This is a genomic window from Burkholderia sp. Ac-20384 (genome assembly GCF_017104605.1).
In the GTDB taxonomy this organism is placed as follows: Bacteria; Pseudomonadota; Gammaproteobacteria; order Burkholderiales; family Burkholderiaceae; genus Burkholderia; species Burkholderia lata.
The window spans coordinates 1-16,828 of the sequence record NZ_JAAGPE010000072.1 but is presented as its reverse complement, the minus strand read 5'-3'; the positions used below and the strand labels follow the sequence as shown (position 1 = coordinate 16,828).

Genomic DNA, 16,828 nt, shown 5'->3' with positions numbered 1-16,828 from the left:
GCATGAACGTGACGTTACGCCGGCCCGTTTCCTCTGACGGAATGCGCGTCAGCGCCACGCCTGAGTGAATTCTGCGATCACGCGCGACAGGTGTGCACGCATCGCTTCGCGTGCAGCCGTTGCATCGCGCGCCATGATCGCCGCGAAGATCCGCTGATGATCTTCCTGCGACGCCTCGCGCAGCGCGGTCGAGTGAAAATGCTCCTCGATCTTGTCCCACAGCGGATCGCTGCGCGCGCAGTCCCACATCGCGGTGACCATGTGCAGCAGCACCGTGTTGCCGGTCGATTCCGCGATACGCAGGTGGAACTGGCGATCGGCCGCGTCGTACGCGAGCTTGTCGTCCATCTGCTCGCGCATCGTCGTCAGCGAGAAAAACAGCCGGTCGAGATCCGCATCCTTGCGTTCGGTCGCCGCGAGCGCCGCGACTTCGGCCTCGATCAGCCCGCGTGCGCGCAACGTCTCGATCGGCCCCGGGCCGCGCGGCACCTCGAACGTCACCGGCCGCGCGGCGTCGGCCGCCGATACGTAGATGCCCGAACCGATCCGCACCTCGACGATCCCCTGCACCTCGAGCGCGATGATCGCCTCGCGCACCTGCGTACGGCTCACGCCGAACTGGTCGGCCAGGCTGCGCTCGGACGGCAACCGCGCGCCCGCCTCGAACGCGCCGGCGGCCACCATCGCGTGAATCTGCCGCGCAAGGCCGATATAGGAGCGGTCCGCGGCATCGGTATCGCGGCTGGCTGGCAGGCTGGAAAGATCGGTCATCGAAAGGCTCGCAACGGGCTGGCCGGCGCCGTCGCGGCGCCGGATCGCCAAAATGGTACACCAATTCCGGTCAGCGTCCGGTTCGGCGTGTTAGCCGGCACATCCATGCCGGTCCCGTAGTGCTATGCCGGCCGGTTTCGAGCCGGACAACTGGTAAACCACTATCCCGCACAACTGGCATACCAATCATAATCCGCACACCGCAGACGGGGCCGGCGTGCTGCCGCCCGTCCGCCCGATGCATCAACCGCCAGCCAGGAGCCGCTCCAGTGAAGATGTCTTTCCGTTGGTACGGCGAGTCCGATCCGGTCTCGCTGCAATACATCCGCCAGATCCCGGGCGTCACGCATATCGTGTCCGCGATCTACGACGAACCGGTGGGCGAAGTCTGGCCCGCGCACAAGATCGATGCGCTGAAGGCGACGATCGAGCGCGCCGGCCTGCAGTTCGAAGTCGTCGAATCGGTGCCCGTCCACGAAGACATCAAGCTCGGCAAGCCGGGCCGCGACCGCCTGATCGACCACTACCGTCAGACGATTCGCCATCTCGGCGCGGCCGGCGTGCGCGTCATTTGCTACAACTTCATGCCCGTGTTCGACTGGACGCGCACCGAGCTGTCGAAGACGCTCGACGACGGCTCGACCTGCCTCGCGTTCAGCACCGACGCGGTCGACCGGATCGATCCGGACGACGGCATCGCGCTGCCGGGCTGGGATTCGAGCTACCGGCCCGAACAGTTGAAGGCCCTGCTCGCCGAGTATCGCGACGTCGACGAAGCCGCGCTGTGGGCGAACCTCGAATACTTCCTGAAGGCGATCATTCCCGTCGCCGAAGAAGCCGGCGTGAAGATGGCGATCCACCCCGACGATCCGCCGCGCCCGATCTTCGGGCTGCCGCGCATCGTGAAGAACCGCGACGATCTCGCGCGGATCGTGCGCATCGTCGATACGCCCGCCAACGGGCTGACGCTGTGCTCGGGCTCGCTCGGCGCAGGCCCGCAGAACGACGTCGAGGCACTCGTGCGCGAATTCGGCGCGATGGGCCGCATCCACTTCGCGCACATCCGCAACGTGAAGGTCGACGCGAACGGCGATTTCGAGGAAACCGCCCACCTGTCGAGCTGCGGCTCGCTCGACATCGCCGCGATCGTGAAGGCGTACCACGACACCGGCTTCACCGGCTACGTGCGCCCCGACCACGGCCGCATGATCTGGGGCGAGACGGGCAAGCCCGGCTACGGCCTCTACGACCGCGCGCTCGGCGCGGTCTACCTGAACGGCCTGTGGGAAGCGCTCGCGAAGTTCGACCGCACGCCGTCGCTCGCCACGCAATAACCCGCCCATCGAGGCCGCCGGCGCTGCGGATCGCCGGCGGCCCGTCACGATATTCCGCGCGGAGACACCGCATGCCACGCATCCGATGGGCCATGATCCTCATGTGCTTCCTGGCCAACGTCATCAACTTCATCGACCGCGCGAACCTCGCAATCGCGGCGCCCAGCATTCGCGCCGACCTCGGCCTCGACGCGGTCGGCATGGGCCTCGTGCTGAGCGCGTTCTTCTGGACCTACGCGTTCCTGCAACTGCCGGCCGGCTGGTTCATCGACAAGGTCGGCGTGCGCGTGAGCCTCGCGCTCGCGGTCGGCTGGTGGTCGGTGTTCACGGTCGCGACGGGCGCCGCGCGCGGCCTCACGCAGCTCGTCGGCGTGCGGCTGATGCTCGGTGTCGGCGAAGCGGCCGCGATCCCGTCGTTCGCGAAGGTCGCGTTCAACTGGTTCCCGCGCAGCGAACGCGGGCTCGCGAGCAGCATCTTCGACAGCGGCTCGCGCGTCGGCTCCGCGCTGTCGCTGCCGCTCGTCGCCTGGCTGATCTCGATCGTCGGCTGGCGCGGGTCGTTCGTGATCACCGGCGGCATCGGCCTCGTGTGGGCACTGGCATGGTGGTTCATCTATCGCGACCCGGAACGCTACCGCGCGATCGCACCCGATGCCGTCGATGCACTGCTCGCGCAACGTGGCGCACCGACCGTTGCGGCCGCAACCGATGGCCCGAAGGTATCGTGGCTCGACCTGTTCCGCTACCGCACCGTGTGGGGCATGATGATCGGCCTGTTCTGCCTGAACTTCGCGATCTATTTCTTCATCACGTGGTTCCCGAGCTACCTGCTGCAGTCGCGCGGCTTCTCGCTCGCATCGCTCGGCACGTGGGGCATGCTGCCCGCGCTGCTCGCGATTCCGGGAGGCTGGCTCGGCGGCTACGTGTCGGACAGGCTGTTCCGCCGCGGCTGGAGCGCGACCGCCGCGCGCAAGACGTGCCTCGTGCTCGGCATGCTGCTGTCTTCGTCGATCGCGCTGTCGGCCTTCGTCGAGAACGTGTGGGCCTGCCTTGGCCTGTTCGCCCTCGCGTATGCCAGCCTGTCGTTCGCCGGCGCCAACGTGTGGACGCTCGTCGGCGAAATCGCGCCGACGCCGGCGCATGTCGCATCGCTCGGCGGCATCCAGAACTTTGCGGGCAATCTCGCGGGGATCTTCATCACGACGTTCACGGGCGTGATGCTGTCGATCACGAAGGGCTCGTTCGTCGTGCCGCTCGCGGTGGCCGGCGCGTTGTGCGTGGTCGGTGCGCTGTCGTACCTGTTCATCGTCGGCAAGGTCGAGCCGTTGCCGCCGCTGCGCGACACCTCGAACCGGCAGAACATCGAGCCGAACGCAGCCTGACGCAGCCTGACGCAGCAGGACAGCGCGGCCGACGCGCCCGCGCTTTCCTTTTCGGGCCGCGCATCGGACAATGAGCCGCGCCCGCCGGCGCGGCGCCACTCCGGCCCGCGCGTGGCGACGGCGCGCTCTGCCCTCGCCGATGAAACGCTACGAAACCCTCGCCCACACGATCGCCGACGACATCCGCAACGGCAACCTCGCCGTCGGCACGCGCCTGCCGTCGCTGCGGCAGATCATCGCGCAGCACGGCGTGAGCCAGTCGACGGTGTTTCGCGCGTACTACCTGCTCGAACAGTGGGGGCTGATCCGCGCACGCGAACGCTCGGGCTACTACGTCGCGCCGGGCGCCACGCCGGCAGCGACCCCGGCTGCCAAACGCCGTGCGAACCGTGCCGGCGCCACCCGCAAGGTCGACATCAGCAGCCTCGTGTTCTCCGTCCTCGAGGCGGCCACGCAGCCCGGCATCGTGCCGCTCGGCTCCGCGTTCCCGTCGCCGCAACTGTTTCCGCTGCCGCGTCTCGCGAAATCGCTCGCGCAGGCCACGCGGCTCGTCAGCCCGTGGAGCACGGTCGTCGACCTGCCGCCCGGCAACGAGGCGCTGCGCCAGCAGATCGCGCGGCGCTATCTCGCGACGGGCATCTCGCAGCCGATCGACGAGATCGTCGTCACGAACGGCGCGCTCGAAGCGCTGAACCTGTGCCTGATGGCCGTCACGCGGCCCGGCGACGTCGTGGCCGTCGAAGCGCCCGGCTTCTATGCAGCGCTGCAGGCGATCGAACGGCTCGACCTGCGCGCGGTCGAGATTCCCGTCGATCCGCGCACGGGCCTCGATCTCGACGCGCTCGCGAACGCGCTCGACCGGCACGACATCCGCGCGTGCTGGTTCATGACCAACTTCCAGAATCCGACCGGCGTCACGCTGTCCGCGGAGAAAAAACGCGCGCTCGTCGAACTGCTCGCCGCGCGCGACGTGCCGTTGATCGAGGACGACGTGTACGGCGAGCTGCACTTCGGTCCCGACTATCCGCTGCCCGCGCGCGCGTTCGATCGACATGGCCTCGTGATGCACTGCAGTTCGTTCTCGAAGACGCTCGCGCCCGGCTACCGGATCGGCTGGGCCGCTGCCGGCCGGTTCGCGGAGAAGGTGCAGCGCCTCAAGCTGATGACGACGCTGTCGGCCAGCATTCCCGCGCAGGTCGGTATCGCGAACTATCTCGAGCACGGCGGCTATGATCGGCACCTGCGCAAGCTGCGCGGCGCGCTGCACACGCAGCTCGACCGGATGGACGACGCGCTGCGGCGCTGGCTGCCGGCCGGCGTCGAGTGGGTGCGGCCCGAAGGCGGCTATTTTCTGTGGCTCGCGTTTCCCGACGCGATCGACGCGATGGAACTGCATCGCCAGGCGATCGCACGCGGGATCAGCTTCGCGCCGGGGCCGCTGTTTTCGGCCGCGCACGGCTTCGAGCGTTGCGTGCGCGTGAACTTCGGCCATCCGTGGAGCCGCGACATCGAGCGCGCGATCCGCGTGCTCGGCGAGCTCGTCGCGCAGCCGTCGGTCCGCAAGGGCGATTGAACTGCACACGACGCATACGGTGCGCACTGGCTGCGTGACGGAGATGCACGCAATCCGCACGCGGGTTACAGTGCTGATCCCGCCGCCCTTCATGATTTCCGATGAGTCAACTGCCCTACCTCGATCACGACGCGCTGTTGAAACTGACCGCTGAAGCCGCGCACGTCACGCAGTCCTGCACCTGCACGAAAACGCCGCTCACCGGATGGACGACCCTGCCGCTGTCGCTGCAGGACGCGCAACTGATCGAAGTGGCCACGCTCGCGCCGCCCGGCGAGACGGAGCCGACTTACGCCGAACATCACCCGGCCGGCACGCGCTATGCGTCGGACGACGCGCCGATCGCACTGCGCCATTTCCCGTACAACCGCTGCACCGTCAACCGCTGCCGCTCGTGCGGCCGCCTGTTCCTGCGCTACCAGGAAGGCGGCGGCTACTTCATCGACCAGCGCATCCGCGCACTCGATCCGGCACTCGTCGTCGACGCCGCCGCATAAACACCCGCCACGGGCATGCACGCATGCATGCCCGGCCTGCGCCGATGTCACGCCGGCGATCTGCTGCGCCCTTTTCGTCCCCATCTGCTGCTTGTCCCGCCGCACTGCGTTCCCTACGCTGTCTCCGGTTGCCTGACACCCGTCGCAACGTCTGTCCCGAGCCGCGCGCTCCGCGCCACGGCTCCTCTCGCGTATCACGTCATGTATCGATATACCGTTTTCGACCGGGCGCTCGTGCACAGCCGCGCCGCCCAGTTTCGCGACCAGCTCGAACGCTGGCAGCACGGCACGCTCAGCGAAGACGCGTTCCGGCCGCTGCGCCTGCAGAACGGCTGGTACGTGCAGCGCCACGCGCCGATGCTGCGCGTGGCCGTCCCGTACGGCGAACTGTCGAGCGCACAGCTGCGCGTGCTCGCGCGGATCGCGCGCGACTACGACGTGCCGGACGACACCATCTACCGCGCCGCATCCGACGCGCAGGCCTTGCTCGGCACGCTGCGCCTGCCGACCCGCAGCGCGCACTTCACGACGCGCACCAACGTGCAGTTCAACTGGATTCCGCTTGCGAAAGCGGCCGACGTGATGGACCTGCTCGCGACCGTCGACATGCACGGCATCCAGACGAGCGGCAACTGCATCCGCAATATCTCGTGCGACGAGCGCGCCGGCGTCGCGCCGGACGAGATCGCCGATCCGCGCCCGTTCGCCGAAGTGATGCGTCAGTGGACGACGCTGCACCCCGAGTTCGCATTCCTGCCGCGCAAGTTCAAGATCGCGATCACCGGCGCGACCGAAGACCGCGCGGCCACCGACTGGCACGACGTCGGGCTGAAGCTCGTGCGCGACGACGCGGGTGCGCTCGGCTTTCGCGTGAGCGTCGGCGGCGGGATGGGCCGCACGCCGATGATCGCGACGCTGCTGCGCGCGTTCCTGCCGTGGCAGCACGTGATGAACTACATCGAGGCGATCGTCCGCGTGTACAACCGCTACGGACGGCGCGACAACAAGTACAAGGCGCGCATCAAGATCCTCGTGAAGACCGAGGGACAGCGCTACATCGACGACGTCGAGGAGGAGTTCCGCCAGATCGTCGATCACGACGGCGGGCTGCACACGATTCCGCAGGTCGAGTTCGACCGCGTCGCCGCGTCGTTCGTCCCGCCGCGGCTCAAGCCGCGCACGGTCAGCCTGCGCGAGGCGAACCAGCGCCTGTCCGCCCAGGCGGCACGCCATCCGGCCTTCGCGCGCTGGCTCGCACGCAATGTAGCCGACCACCGCGATCCGGCGCTGCGCATCGTCACGCTGTCGTTCAAACGCCGCCTGCAGGCACCGGGCGACGCGTCGCCGGACCAGCTCGACGCGCTCGCCGATCTCGCCGACCGTTTCTCGGCCGGCGAGGCACGCGTCACGCACACGCAGAACGTGGTGCTGCCGTGGGTGCATGTCGACGACCTGTTCCTGCTGTGGGAAAACGCGCGCGCGATCGGGCTCGCCAGCGCGAACGTCGGACTCCTGACGGACATGATCGCGTGCCCGGGCGGTGACTTCTGCGCGCTCGCGAATGCACGCTCGATCCCGATCGCCGATGCGATCGCCGAGCGCTTCCAGGATCTCGACATGCTGCACGACGTCGGCGACATCGACCTGCACATCAGCGGCTGCATCAACTCGTGCGGCCATCATCACAGCGGCCACCTCGGCATCCTCGGCGTCGACAAGGACGGCGCCGAGTGGTACCAGGTCACGCTCGGCGGCTCGGACGGCTCGACCGCGAGCGGCCCCGCGCGGCCGGGCAAGGTGATCGGCCCGTCGTTTTCGGCGGACGAGATCGTCGATGTCGTCGATGCGATCGTCAACGCCTATCTCGACGCGCGGATCGACGACGACGGCCGCAGCGAACGATTCATCGACACCGTCCGCCGCATCGGCACGGACCCCTTCAAGGCCGCCGCGAACGACGCGCGCCATCAGGTGGAGCACGCATGACGCAAGCAGAGAATCCGACCGCACGCATCCGGCTGCTGACGCCGGCCGAACACACCGGCGACACGCAGCGGCACGACGCAGCAACGCTGACGATCGGCAACGACGAGGAACTGCCGCCGCTCGCCGAACACATCGCGCGGGCCGCGCGCATCGACCTCGCGTTCCCGTCGTTCACCGATGGGCGCGCGTACAGCCAGGCATACCTGCTGCGCAAGCGCTACGGCTTCGCCGGCGACCTGCGCGCGACCGGCGACGTGCTGGTCGACCAGTTGCTGCTGATGGAACGCACGGGGTTTTCGAGCGCGGTGCTCGGCGACGGCACCGACATCGCGGCCGCGCGGCGCCAGCTCGACCGGTTTCCGGGCTTCTACCAGCACGATGCGCGGACGGCCATGCCGCAGCCGAACGCGGCAACGCCAGCCGGAAAATGAAACGGGCGGCCCGCAGGCCGCCCGTACGATGAACCGGAAGCTGCCGGCCGGCGCCCGCCGCGAAGCGGGCGCCGGCGCTCAGCGCGCCGCGACCGGCTTGCCGAACGCGCCGAGGATCTTCTTCTCGAGCGCGATGTAGTCGCGGCCGAAGTGGTGATCGCCCTGCGTCTTGATCACGTCGGCGCCCGTGTTCACGAGTGCCGGACACATCGTGTCCTTCTCTTCCGCGCCATAGAAGCACTGCACGAGCTGCGGCGGCACCTTCGCCATTTCCGGCGCGACCTTCAGCGCCTTGTCGCTCGCCGGCATGCCGAGCCAGCCCGTCACGCGGATCTGGAAATCGGCGGCCGGCGCGAAGCCGAGCAGCGACATCACGGCAACCTTGTCGCGCAGGTCGGCCGGCAGCCGGTTGTACGCGAACGGCATCACGTCGGCGCCGAACGAGTAGCCGACCAGCGCCACGCGGTTCGCATGCCAGCGCGCCATGTAGGTGCGCATCACGCGGGCGAGATCGCGGCTCACCTGCGCCGGCGGCTTCTCGCTCCAGAAATAGCGCAGGCTGTCGATGCCGACCACCGACACGCCGTCGCGCTGCAGCGCCTCGGCGATCGTCTTGTCGAGATCGCGCCAGCCGCCGTCACCCGAGATCACGATCGCGAGCTGGCCGTTGCCGCCCTTGGCCGGCAGCTCGACGAGCGGCAGGTCCGACACGTCGAGTTCGTCGCCGCTGGTGGTGTCCCGCAGATGCGACGTGACGAGCGACACGAGCTTCGTACTATCGCCCGTAGCCGCCGTTTCGACGAAGCCCGGCATCGCGCGGCGCACGATCGTCGGATCGGGCGGGCACGGCTTGAAGCGCGGATCGAGCTTCGCGGCCGGATCGACCGATACGACACCGGCGATCGTGTTCTCCGGCGCCATCGACAGGATCTGCTTCGCGATCGCGCCGCCCTGGCCCACGCCCGCGACGATCGGCGTGAAGTAGCGCGACGACTGCGCGAGGCGTTCAAGCTGGTGGCTGACCGCTTCGGCGTCGCCGTCGAGGTGGTGGCAGGTCTCCTGCTTCGCGGCGAGATTCATCGCATAACGCTCCGAATCGACACCGACCGTCATCGCACCGGCCTTCGCCAGCGCATCGGCGGCCTGCTGGTCGGCCGCATTCCAGCCGGCCTCACGCGAGAACAGCACGACGAAGCCGCGCAACGGCCCGCTGGGTTTGGTCACCGTCACAGGTCCATAGCGGCCGCCCGATACGGTTTCGGCCTTCACTGCGGCTGGCTGCGTGGCGCACGCGGCGCCGGCCAGCATCATTCCCGCGCAGGCGGCTGCCGCCCGCGCGATTCCCTTCTTCAAACTCATGAACGCCGACCTCCAGCCAGCAATGACAGATCCGCCAGCGTGACGAACACGCCGACCGTGCCCGAGGCCGCGAGGTAACGCGGCTCCCAGTGCGGTTCGAACTTGCTCTTGAATGCGCGCAAGCCGCGGAAGTTGTAGAAGCGGCCGCCGAAGCGCCAGACCATCAGGCCGATCCGGTGCAACGGCGACGGCATCTTCGCCGCCCCCATCCCCGAGAACGGCGCGATGCCCAGGCTCAGCTTGCGGAAACCCGCTTCCTTCAGATGCAGCGCGAGCTGCGTAAACAGATATTCCATCGCGTACGGCGACGCGTCCGGCAGATGGCGCATCACGCCGACCGTCGCCTCGGTATTGAGGTCGGTCGTCATGAACGTGACGAACGCGATCGGCTTGTCGGCCTGCCGCACGAGCATCACCGACTGCGTCGCCAGATAGCCGTCGTGGAACGCGGCGACCGAGAAGCTCTTCTCGCGCGCGTCGCGGCTGTCGAGCCAGCCGTCCGAGATGTCGCGCAGCGCCGGCAGCGCGGCCGGCACGTCGCTCGGCGCGATCACCTCGACCGTCAGCGCGTCCTTGTCGCCGCGGCGCAGCGCGTAGCGCAGATGCGAGCGGTTCGAGCCTTTCAGGTCGAACCGGTCGAGCGCGATATGCGCTTCCTCGCCGAGCTTCATCAGCGTGAGCCCCGCGTCGAGATACAGCGGCAGCGCGTTCGCACGCACCTGGTAGAACGCCGCACGGCCGCTATGCGCGTGGGCAAGCGCGATGAACTTGCTGATCAGCGCCGGCCACTCCTCGCGCGGCCCGACCGGGTCGTGCAGCGCGGCCCACGTGCGGCCGTTCTTCGCATACATCAGGAATGCCTGGCGGGACTCCGAGAACAGGAACGACTTGTCGCCCATCAGCGCGAGGCCCGCATCGCTGCATTCCTGCGCGCGGATGATCCGTTCCGCATCCGACAGGTCCTGCTCCGCAGGCTTCACGAAACGGCCCGGCGCCGGGCGCAGCAATTGCCACAGCGCGAACAGCGCGACGAACACGCCGGACGCGAGCGTCGCGCGCAGCGCCCGCGGCGCACGCGCGTCGAACGAGAAATGCGACCACAGCTCGCGCGTGTACGGCACGTCGCGGAACGCGAAGAACAGCACCCATACGGCCAGCATCAGTACCATCGCGACCGACACGAACCAGCTCACCGTGAAGCGCTCGGCCAGCAGCGACGAATGGCGGTTGAAGCGGCGACGGCTGACGAGCAGCAGCACGAGCAGCGTGCCGAGCACGCCGGCCTCGACGAACGCGAGACCCTTCGCCAGCGACAGCGCGAGGCTGGCGAGCGTCAGCGCGAAGGTCATCCACCAGGCGCCGTCGAGGCGGCGCAGCAGCCCGCGCGCGACGAACAGCAGCGCGACGCCGAGCACGCTGCAGATCACCTGCGAGCCTTCGAGCACCCACAGCGGCACGAGGTGGCGCAGGATCGCGATCCGGTGCCAGAACGCGGGCGTCGCGCTCGAGATCACCAGCATCCCGCCGACCGCGAACGTCACGAGGCTCAGGAACACCGGCGCGAGCTGCGACACGCGCACGGCCTGCCGCGTCACGAGCCGGCGCCGCAGCGCGCGGCCTTCGAAACCGGCCAGCAGGCCGGCCGACAGCACGAGCGGCACGCCGAAATAGATTGCGCGATACGCGATCAGCGCGGCGACCATCGCGTGCGGCGGCACTTCGCGACCGAGCGTGAAGACCATCGCGGCTTCGAACACGCCGATCCCGCCCGGCGTATGGCCGATCATCCCGAGCAGCAACGCCGCGGCGTAAATAGTAATGAAGGTCGGGAAGCCGACCGGTGCGGCCGGCAGCAGCACCCACAGCGTCAGGCCCGCCGCGACGACGTCGAGCACCGCATAGACGACCTGCGCGACGAGATCGCGCCGCGCCGGCACGTCGAACGACAGCCACTTGAAGCGCGTGACGACCGGGCGCGCGGTGTTGCCGCACATCACGACCATCGCGGCCAGCACCACGAGCAGCGCCGCGCCGGTCCACGTCAGCACGCCGGGCGCGACGTGCAGCATCGCGGCGAGCGCTTCCGGCACGCAGACCATGCCGACCGCCGTCATCAACACCATCGCGAGCGCCAGCGTGCCGCTCGTGAACACCGTCATCCGGCCGATCTGCGCAGGCGTGACGCCCGACACGCCGTACACGCGTGCGCGCACCGCGCCGCCCGTCAGCGCGCCGAAGCCGGTCGCGTTACCGAGCGCGGACCCGGCGATCGCGCCGATCCACAACGCGACGCGCGGCACCTTCGCGGCGACATAGCGCAGGCCGACCGCGTCGCGCGCGACGAGCGCAAGATAGCTGAGGGCCGTCGCGCCCAGCGACGCGCCCCACTCGCCGGCGGACATGTGACGCAGCTGGCGGATCACCGACCGGTAGTCGACGGATTCCGACAGGTGCTGGAAAACCACGATCAGCAGCAGGCCGATGCCGAGCGCGAGCAGCGGCGACAGCACACGCTCATGGCGGATCAGCGCCCGGACACGGGCGATCACCGCCGCGGCGCGGCCGGGCGAACCAGAGTGGCGGGAAGACATAGAGTGTTCAGTGGTGGTGCATAGCGTGTCGCGGCGCAAGACGGCCAGGCGGCGACGTATCTGGTTGTTCTGCGTGGGCGGTCGGCCGAAGGAAATGGCACACGGCGCCTGGATCAGAACTTACGAGTATACGGAATTTATATTACAGAATCTTTCAGGTTCGGATTGTGCGGTTTTGTGGCGCCTCGCACATCAAAATCGCATCAAAAATAGTGCGTCCGACGAACGCAAGGTGCGCATCATACCGGGAACCGTCACGGTTTTTTCATCGGATGAATGACCGGTAGCGGAATTGGGAGAAATTCTCCCGGTCGGGCTGCGTCGACGAGGACGGATTCACGGGCCGGCAGCGCACTTCAGAAATGGGGACGAGTTGATCAGAGTGGCGGGTGCCGACCGTCTCTCGCCCCGGGAACACACGGACCCCATTACTTCGCCCGCTCATGCTCCCCCAACCCGATCGCCTTGTAGTCGTAAGTCGGGTAGAACTCCGTCCGGTACGCACCCCACGCCGTATCCTCGAGCACGCGATTGACCTCGCGCAGCCGCGACGCCGGCAACCGCAGCACGACGATCTGCCCGATCCCCATCGTCACGGTCCAGCTCACCACCTCCACGCCCGGCGGTGGAAACGCCTTGTAGAAGCCCTGCTTCGCGAGTTGCGCATTCAGCTCGGCAAGCGGGCGCGACTGGTCGTGTTTCAGGAATACCGTGAGCAGTACCGCGTTGTCGAGCGTCGCGGCGGCCGAACCGGCCGGCACGGTCGATGTCTGGCCGATGGCCGGTGCGCTGCAGATCGCGGCACCGGCCAGCGCTGCAGCGATTGCAAGGGTTCGGATCGGGAAATACGGGAATGCCGTCATGACGCGACTCCATGGCTTCTCGTGGCTGGAGCCGCCATCATGCGCCGCCGAACCCATCGCTGCAGTCGGCCGGACGATACGACTACGCGTCGTCCGCGCCGTTTCGTTCGCGCAGCACGTCGATGAATGCACGCAGCTTGGCCGGCACGTGCTTGCGATTGACGTAGTACAGCCACATCGGCGGCAGCGTGCGGCACGCACCGGGCAGCACCTCGACAAGCGTGCCGTCGCGCAAATCCTGCTCGATCCGCTCGCGCATGAACGCGAATGCAATGCCGACACCTGCGCGCGCCGCGTCGATCACCGCGTCGGCGTCGTTCGTCACGAACACGCCGTCCGGATCGAGATCGACGTCGCGCTGCCCGTCACGCAACGGCCATTTGTGCAGGCGCCCGCTCTCCGAGAACCGGAAACGGATGCACGCATGCCGCTCGAGGTCGGCAATCGACGCCGGCGCGTCATACCGCGCCAGATAACCGGGCGACGCCACCAGCGCGCACGTCAACGCCGGGGCGATCCGCACGCCGATCATGCCCGGCTGCAGCCGGTCGGCCAGGCGAATCCCCGCATCGAACCCGTCCTTCGCGATATCGACCAGTTCGTTCTCGTAGCGGATCTCGAGCCGGACTTTCGGGTAGCGCTCGCGGAACGTGGCGAGCACCGGCGCGATGACGAGCGTCCGCGCCAGCGGCAGCGCGGTCACGCGCAACAACCCGTTCGGCTCGCTGCGCGCATCCTTCAGCTCGTCGCGTGCCTGCATGACCTGCCGGTACGCGGGCTCCGTCTGCCGCCAGTAGCGCTGGCCGGCTTCGGTTAGGCTTACGCCGCGCGTGCTGCGGTTGAACAGCTTCACGTTCAGCTCGCCCTCGAGCTGCCCGATCGCGAGGCTGACGGCCGCCGGCGTCAGGCCGAGCGCGGCGGCGGCCCGCGTGAAGTTGCCGGCCGTCGCGACGGTCATGAACACGTGCAGCCCGGCCATTGGATCGCGTCTGCTCATCATTAAAAAAACTTGAAACGCCTTCGAGCGGAATGCGGATTCTCCCATATACCGCAACTGCCTACACTGGCACTGTCATCCCACCGGAGCCTCGCATGAACCCGCTCACCGCCGCATTGCCGCTCGCGGCCGCCCGCCGCACGATCGACGCGGCACTGGCGCATGCCGCCTCGCTGCAGGTCGCCGGCATCGCCGTCGCGATCGTCGATGCCGGTGCGAACCTGCTCGCGTTCGCGCGCACCGACGACTGCTTTCTCGGCGCGATCGATCTCGCACAACGCAAGGCGCTGACGGCAGTCCGCTTCCGCGCCTCGACCGGCGCCCTCGGTGCGCTGTCGGGCGACGGCCCGCTACGCGGCATCGAACACAGCCACGGCGGGCTCGTCACGTTCGGCGGCGGCGAACCGCTCGTCGACGGCGACGGGCACTGCGTCGGCGCGATCGGCATCTCGGGCGGCAGCGTCGATGACGACACCGCGATCGCGCAACACTGCCGCGACCGCTTTCCGGCAACCGTCCACTCCACAAGGTAAGCACATGGCATCGAAACGCATCCTCATCACCGGCGCAGGCACCGGCTTCGGCCGTGAAGTCGCGCTGCGCCTCGCCGAACGCGGTCACGACGTGACGGCCGGCGTACGCGTCACCGCCGAAATCGACGCACTGACGGCCGCCGCCACGCAGCGCGGCACCTCGCTGCGCGCGATCAAGCTCGACGTCACGTCGGCGCACGATCGCACCCGTGCGGCCGAGCTCGACATCGACGTGCTCGTGAACAACGCAGGCGTCGGCGAAGCCGGCGCGCTGGTGGACCTGCCAGTCGAGATCGTCCGCGAGCTGTTCGACGTCAACGTGTTCGGGCCGCTCGAACTCACGCAGCAGATTGCGCGCGGCATGCTCGCGCGCCGGCACGGCAAGATCGTGTTCGTGTCGTCGATCGCGGGCCTGATCACGGGGCCGTTCACGGGCGCCTATTGCGCGTCGAAGCATGCGGTCGAATCGGTAGCCGAGGCGATGCACGCGGAACTCGTGCCGCACGGGATCAAGGTCGCGGTCGTGAACCCCGGCCCGTACAGCACGGGCTTCAACGACCGGATGATGGAAACGACGCGACGCTGGCGCGATCCGGCCGTCCATACCGTGACGCCCGAGCGGCTGACGTTCCCGCTCGAACAGCACGACCCGGAGGAAATGATCGCGAAGATGGTCGACGTGATCGACAGCGACGGCGGCGCGTTCCGCAACCTGCTGCCAGAGTCGTCGGAAGCATTCGTGCGCACCGAACAGGCGCACGCGTGGGAGCGGCAGCAGTAACCTGCCGGCAGAGCGACGGAGCGGCGGACAACGCGCCGCCGCTCGTGCCTTCAGTTCAGTACACGTCCCGCATGTAGCGCCGCGCCTTCGAAAGCCGTGCGACGTAGTCGTTCGCGGCTTCGTCCGACATCCCGCCGTGCTCGGCGACCACCGCCTTCAGCGCCGTGTCGACGTCCTTCGCCATCCGCGCGGCATCGCCGCACACGTAGAAGTGCGCGCCTTCCTCCAGCCACGCGAACAGCTCGGCACCCTGCTCGCGCATCCGGTCCTGCACGTAGATCTTGTCGGCCTGGTCGCGCGAGAACGCGAGGTCGAGCCGCGTCAGGAAGCCACTGTCGTGCATCGCGCCCAGTTCGTCGCCGTAGTAGAAGTCGGTCTGCGCGTGCTGCTCGCCGAAGAACAGCCAGTTGCGCCCGCGCGCGCCGCGCGCCTGCCGCTCGTGCAGGAAGCCGCGGAACGGCGCGACGCCGGTACCGGGGCCGACCATCACGATCGGCACGTCGCCGTTCACCGGCGGTCGGAAATGCGCGGACTTCTGCACGAACACCGGCACGCGGCCGTCGTCCGCGCGATCGGCGAGGAACGTCGACGCCACGCCTTTGCGTGCGCGCCGGCCATTGTGATAGCGCACGGCCGACACGGTCAGGTGGATCTCGCCCTGGTGCGCGCTCGGGCTCGACGCGATCGAATAGAGGCGCGGCTGCATGCGCTTGAGCATCCCGACCAGCTCCGTGCCTGACAGCTCGACCGGAAACTCGTGCAGCACGTCCGCAAGCTGCTGCCCCCACAGCCATTGCTTCAGGTCGCCCTTGCGCTCGTCGCCGAGCAGCGACTTCAGCGCGCCGTTCGCGCTGCGCGACGCGATGAAGGCAAGCGTGTCCGGATGCGGGCGCGTGATGTCGAAGTGACGCGCGAGTGCGTCGCCGAGGCGCACGTCGCCGACGCCCGCCACCGACACGGGTGAGTCGGCCTTCAGCGCGGTGACGGACAGCAGTTCGTCGACCAGCTCCGGACAATTGGTCGGCCACACGCCGAGCGCGTCGCCGGTTTCGTATTCGAGGTTCGCGCCTTCGGTCGACAGCGACACGCAGCGCGTATCCTTGGCCGCGCCCGGACGGTTGAGCCGCAGGTTCGCGACGAGCTTCGACGGCGCCGGATGCGCCTTCGTCGGCAACAGCCCCGACGGGCTCATCCCGCCGGTCGGCACCGCGTGCAGCGCGGCGTCGGCCTCCTTGATCCGCGCGACGACGCGTTCGAGCCACTGGTCGGCGTCGCGCTGAAATTCGACGTCGCAATCGACGCGTGCGCAGAGACGCGCCGCGCCGAGTTCCGCGAGCCGCGCGTCGAGCCGGCGGCCGTGGCCGCAGAACTGGTCGTAGTTGCGATCGCCGAACGCGAGCACCGCGAAGTGCACGCCGTCGAGGCGCGCGGCGCTGCCGGCCTGCAGCGCTTCCCAGAATTCGCTGCCGTTGTCGGGCGCATCGCCGTCGCCGAACGTGCTCGTCATCAACAGCACGTATTGCGCACCGGCGAGCGACGCCACCGGATAGTCGGACATGCATGCAGTACGAATCTCGAAGCCCGCGTTCATCAGTTGCGTCGCGTAATCCTCGGTCAACGATTCGATGTTGCCGGTCTGCGATGCCCACAGCAGCACGACCTTCGGCCGCGTGCGCACGATCCGCACGCCACCGGACGCGCCGGCATCGGCCGGCAGCGCTGGCGCCGCG

Annotated in this window: 14 protein-coding genes; 8 read left to right on the top strand and 6 right to left on the bottom strand. The window is 68.4% G+C overall.

The window, feature by feature from the left end; translation table 11 throughout:
• Positions 1 to 48 precede the first annotated feature (48 nt).
• A complete protein-coding gene (locus tag G3O00_RS16395; protein ID WP_011354963.1) occupies positions 49 to 771 on the bottom strand; it encodes a FadR/GntR family transcriptional regulator in 723 nt (240 codons plus the stop codon).
• A 269-nt stretch (positions 772 to 1,040) separates the two neighbouring features.
• Here G3O00_RS16395 and uxuA point away from each other — a divergent pair, with 269 nt between their 5' ends.
• From uxuA to G3O00_RS16365, 6 genes are all read left to right on the top strand, one after another.
• Complete coding sequence (uxuA, locus tag G3O00_RS16390) at positions 1,041 to 2,105, top strand: mannonate dehydratase (RefSeq protein ID WP_174929514.1); 1,065 nt, start codon at positions 1,041 to 1,043, stop codon at positions 2,103 to 2,105.
• Between the two features lie 71 nt (positions 2,106 to 2,176).
• Positions 2,177 to 3,487: an MFS transporter gene (locus G3O00_RS16385; protein WP_206143618.1), complete on the top strand. Its 1,311-nt coding sequence runs from the start codon at positions 2,177 to 2,179 to the stop codon at positions 3,485 to 3,487.
• Between the two features lie 139 nt (positions 3,488 to 3,626).
• Entirely contained in the window at positions 3,627 to 5,060 is a 1,434-nt protein-coding gene (locus tag G3O00_RS16380) for a PLP-dependent aminotransferase family protein (RefSeq protein WP_206143617.1), read from the top strand.
• A 101-nt stretch (positions 5,061 to 5,161) separates the two neighbouring features.
• Positions 5,162 to 5,557, top strand: coding sequence for a hypothetical protein (locus G3O00_RS16375; protein ID WP_011354959.1), 396 nt, complete (start codon positions 5,162 to 5,164; stop codon positions 5,555 to 5,557).
• Between the two features lie 201 nt (positions 5,558 to 5,758).
• On the top strand, positions 5,759 to 7,543 hold the full coding sequence (locus tag G3O00_RS16370) for a nitrite/sulfite reductase (RefSeq protein ID WP_206143616.1): 1,785 nt from the start codon (positions 5,759 to 5,761) through the stop codon (positions 7,541 to 7,543).
• Entirely contained in the window at positions 7,540 to 7,974 is a 435-nt protein-coding gene (locus G3O00_RS16365; protein ID WP_206143615.1) for a DUF934 domain-containing protein, read from the top strand. Before G3O00_RS16370 ends, G3O00_RS16365 begins: the two co-directional genes overlap by 4 nt.
• Before the next feature lie 78 nt (positions 7,975 to 8,052).
• Here G3O00_RS16365 and G3O00_RS16360 read toward each other — a convergent pair whose 3' ends face one another.
• From G3O00_RS16360 to G3O00_RS16345, 4 genes are all read right to left on the bottom strand, one after another.
• Entirely contained in the window at positions 8,053 to 9,333 is a 1,281-nt protein-coding gene (locus tag G3O00_RS16360) for a virulence factor family protein (RefSeq protein ID WP_206143614.1), read from the bottom strand.
• Positions 9,330 to 11,924, bottom strand: coding sequence for a bifunctional lysylphosphatidylglycerol flippase/synthetase MprF (gene mprF / locus G3O00_RS16355; RefSeq protein ID WP_206143613.1), 2,595 nt, complete (start codon positions 11,922 to 11,924; stop codon positions 9,330 to 9,332). Before mprF ends, G3O00_RS16360 begins: the two co-directional genes overlap by 4 nt.
• Positions 11,925 to 12,352: 428 nt before the next feature.
• Positions 12,353 to 12,787: a hypothetical protein gene (locus G3O00_RS16350; protein WP_206143612.1), complete on the bottom strand. Its 435-nt coding sequence runs from the start codon at positions 12,785 to 12,787 to the stop codon at positions 12,353 to 12,355.
• Between the two features lie 82 nt (positions 12,788 to 12,869).
• Positions 12,870 to 13,784 (bottom strand): LysR family transcriptional regulator, encoded by a 915-nt coding sequence (locus G3O00_RS16345; RefSeq protein ID WP_206143632.1) that lies wholly within the window; start codon positions 13,782 to 13,784, stop codon positions 12,870 to 12,872.
• Between the two features lie 95 nt (positions 13,785 to 13,879).
• Between G3O00_RS16345 and G3O00_RS16340 the strand changes: the two genes are divergently transcribed.
• Together G3O00_RS16340 and G3O00_RS16335 are read left to right on the top strand one after the other, a co-directional pair.
• Positions 13,880 to 14,317, top strand: a complete 438-nt coding sequence (locus G3O00_RS16340) for a heme-binding protein (RefSeq protein WP_206143611.1) — start codon at positions 13,880 to 13,882, stop codon at positions 14,315 to 14,317.
• Between the two features lie 4 nt (positions 14,318 to 14,321).
• Entirely contained in the window at positions 14,322 to 15,098 is a 777-nt protein-coding gene (locus G3O00_RS16335) for an SDR family oxidoreductase (RefSeq protein WP_206143610.1), read from the top strand.
• 55 nt (positions 15,099 to 15,153) lie between these two features.
• Here the strand turns inward: G3O00_RS16335 and G3O00_RS16330 are convergent.
• Positions 15,154 to 16,828 (bottom strand): flavodoxin domain-containing protein (locus tag G3O00_RS16330; protein ID WP_206143609.1); only part of this gene is annotated, 1,675 nt, incomplete at its 5' end.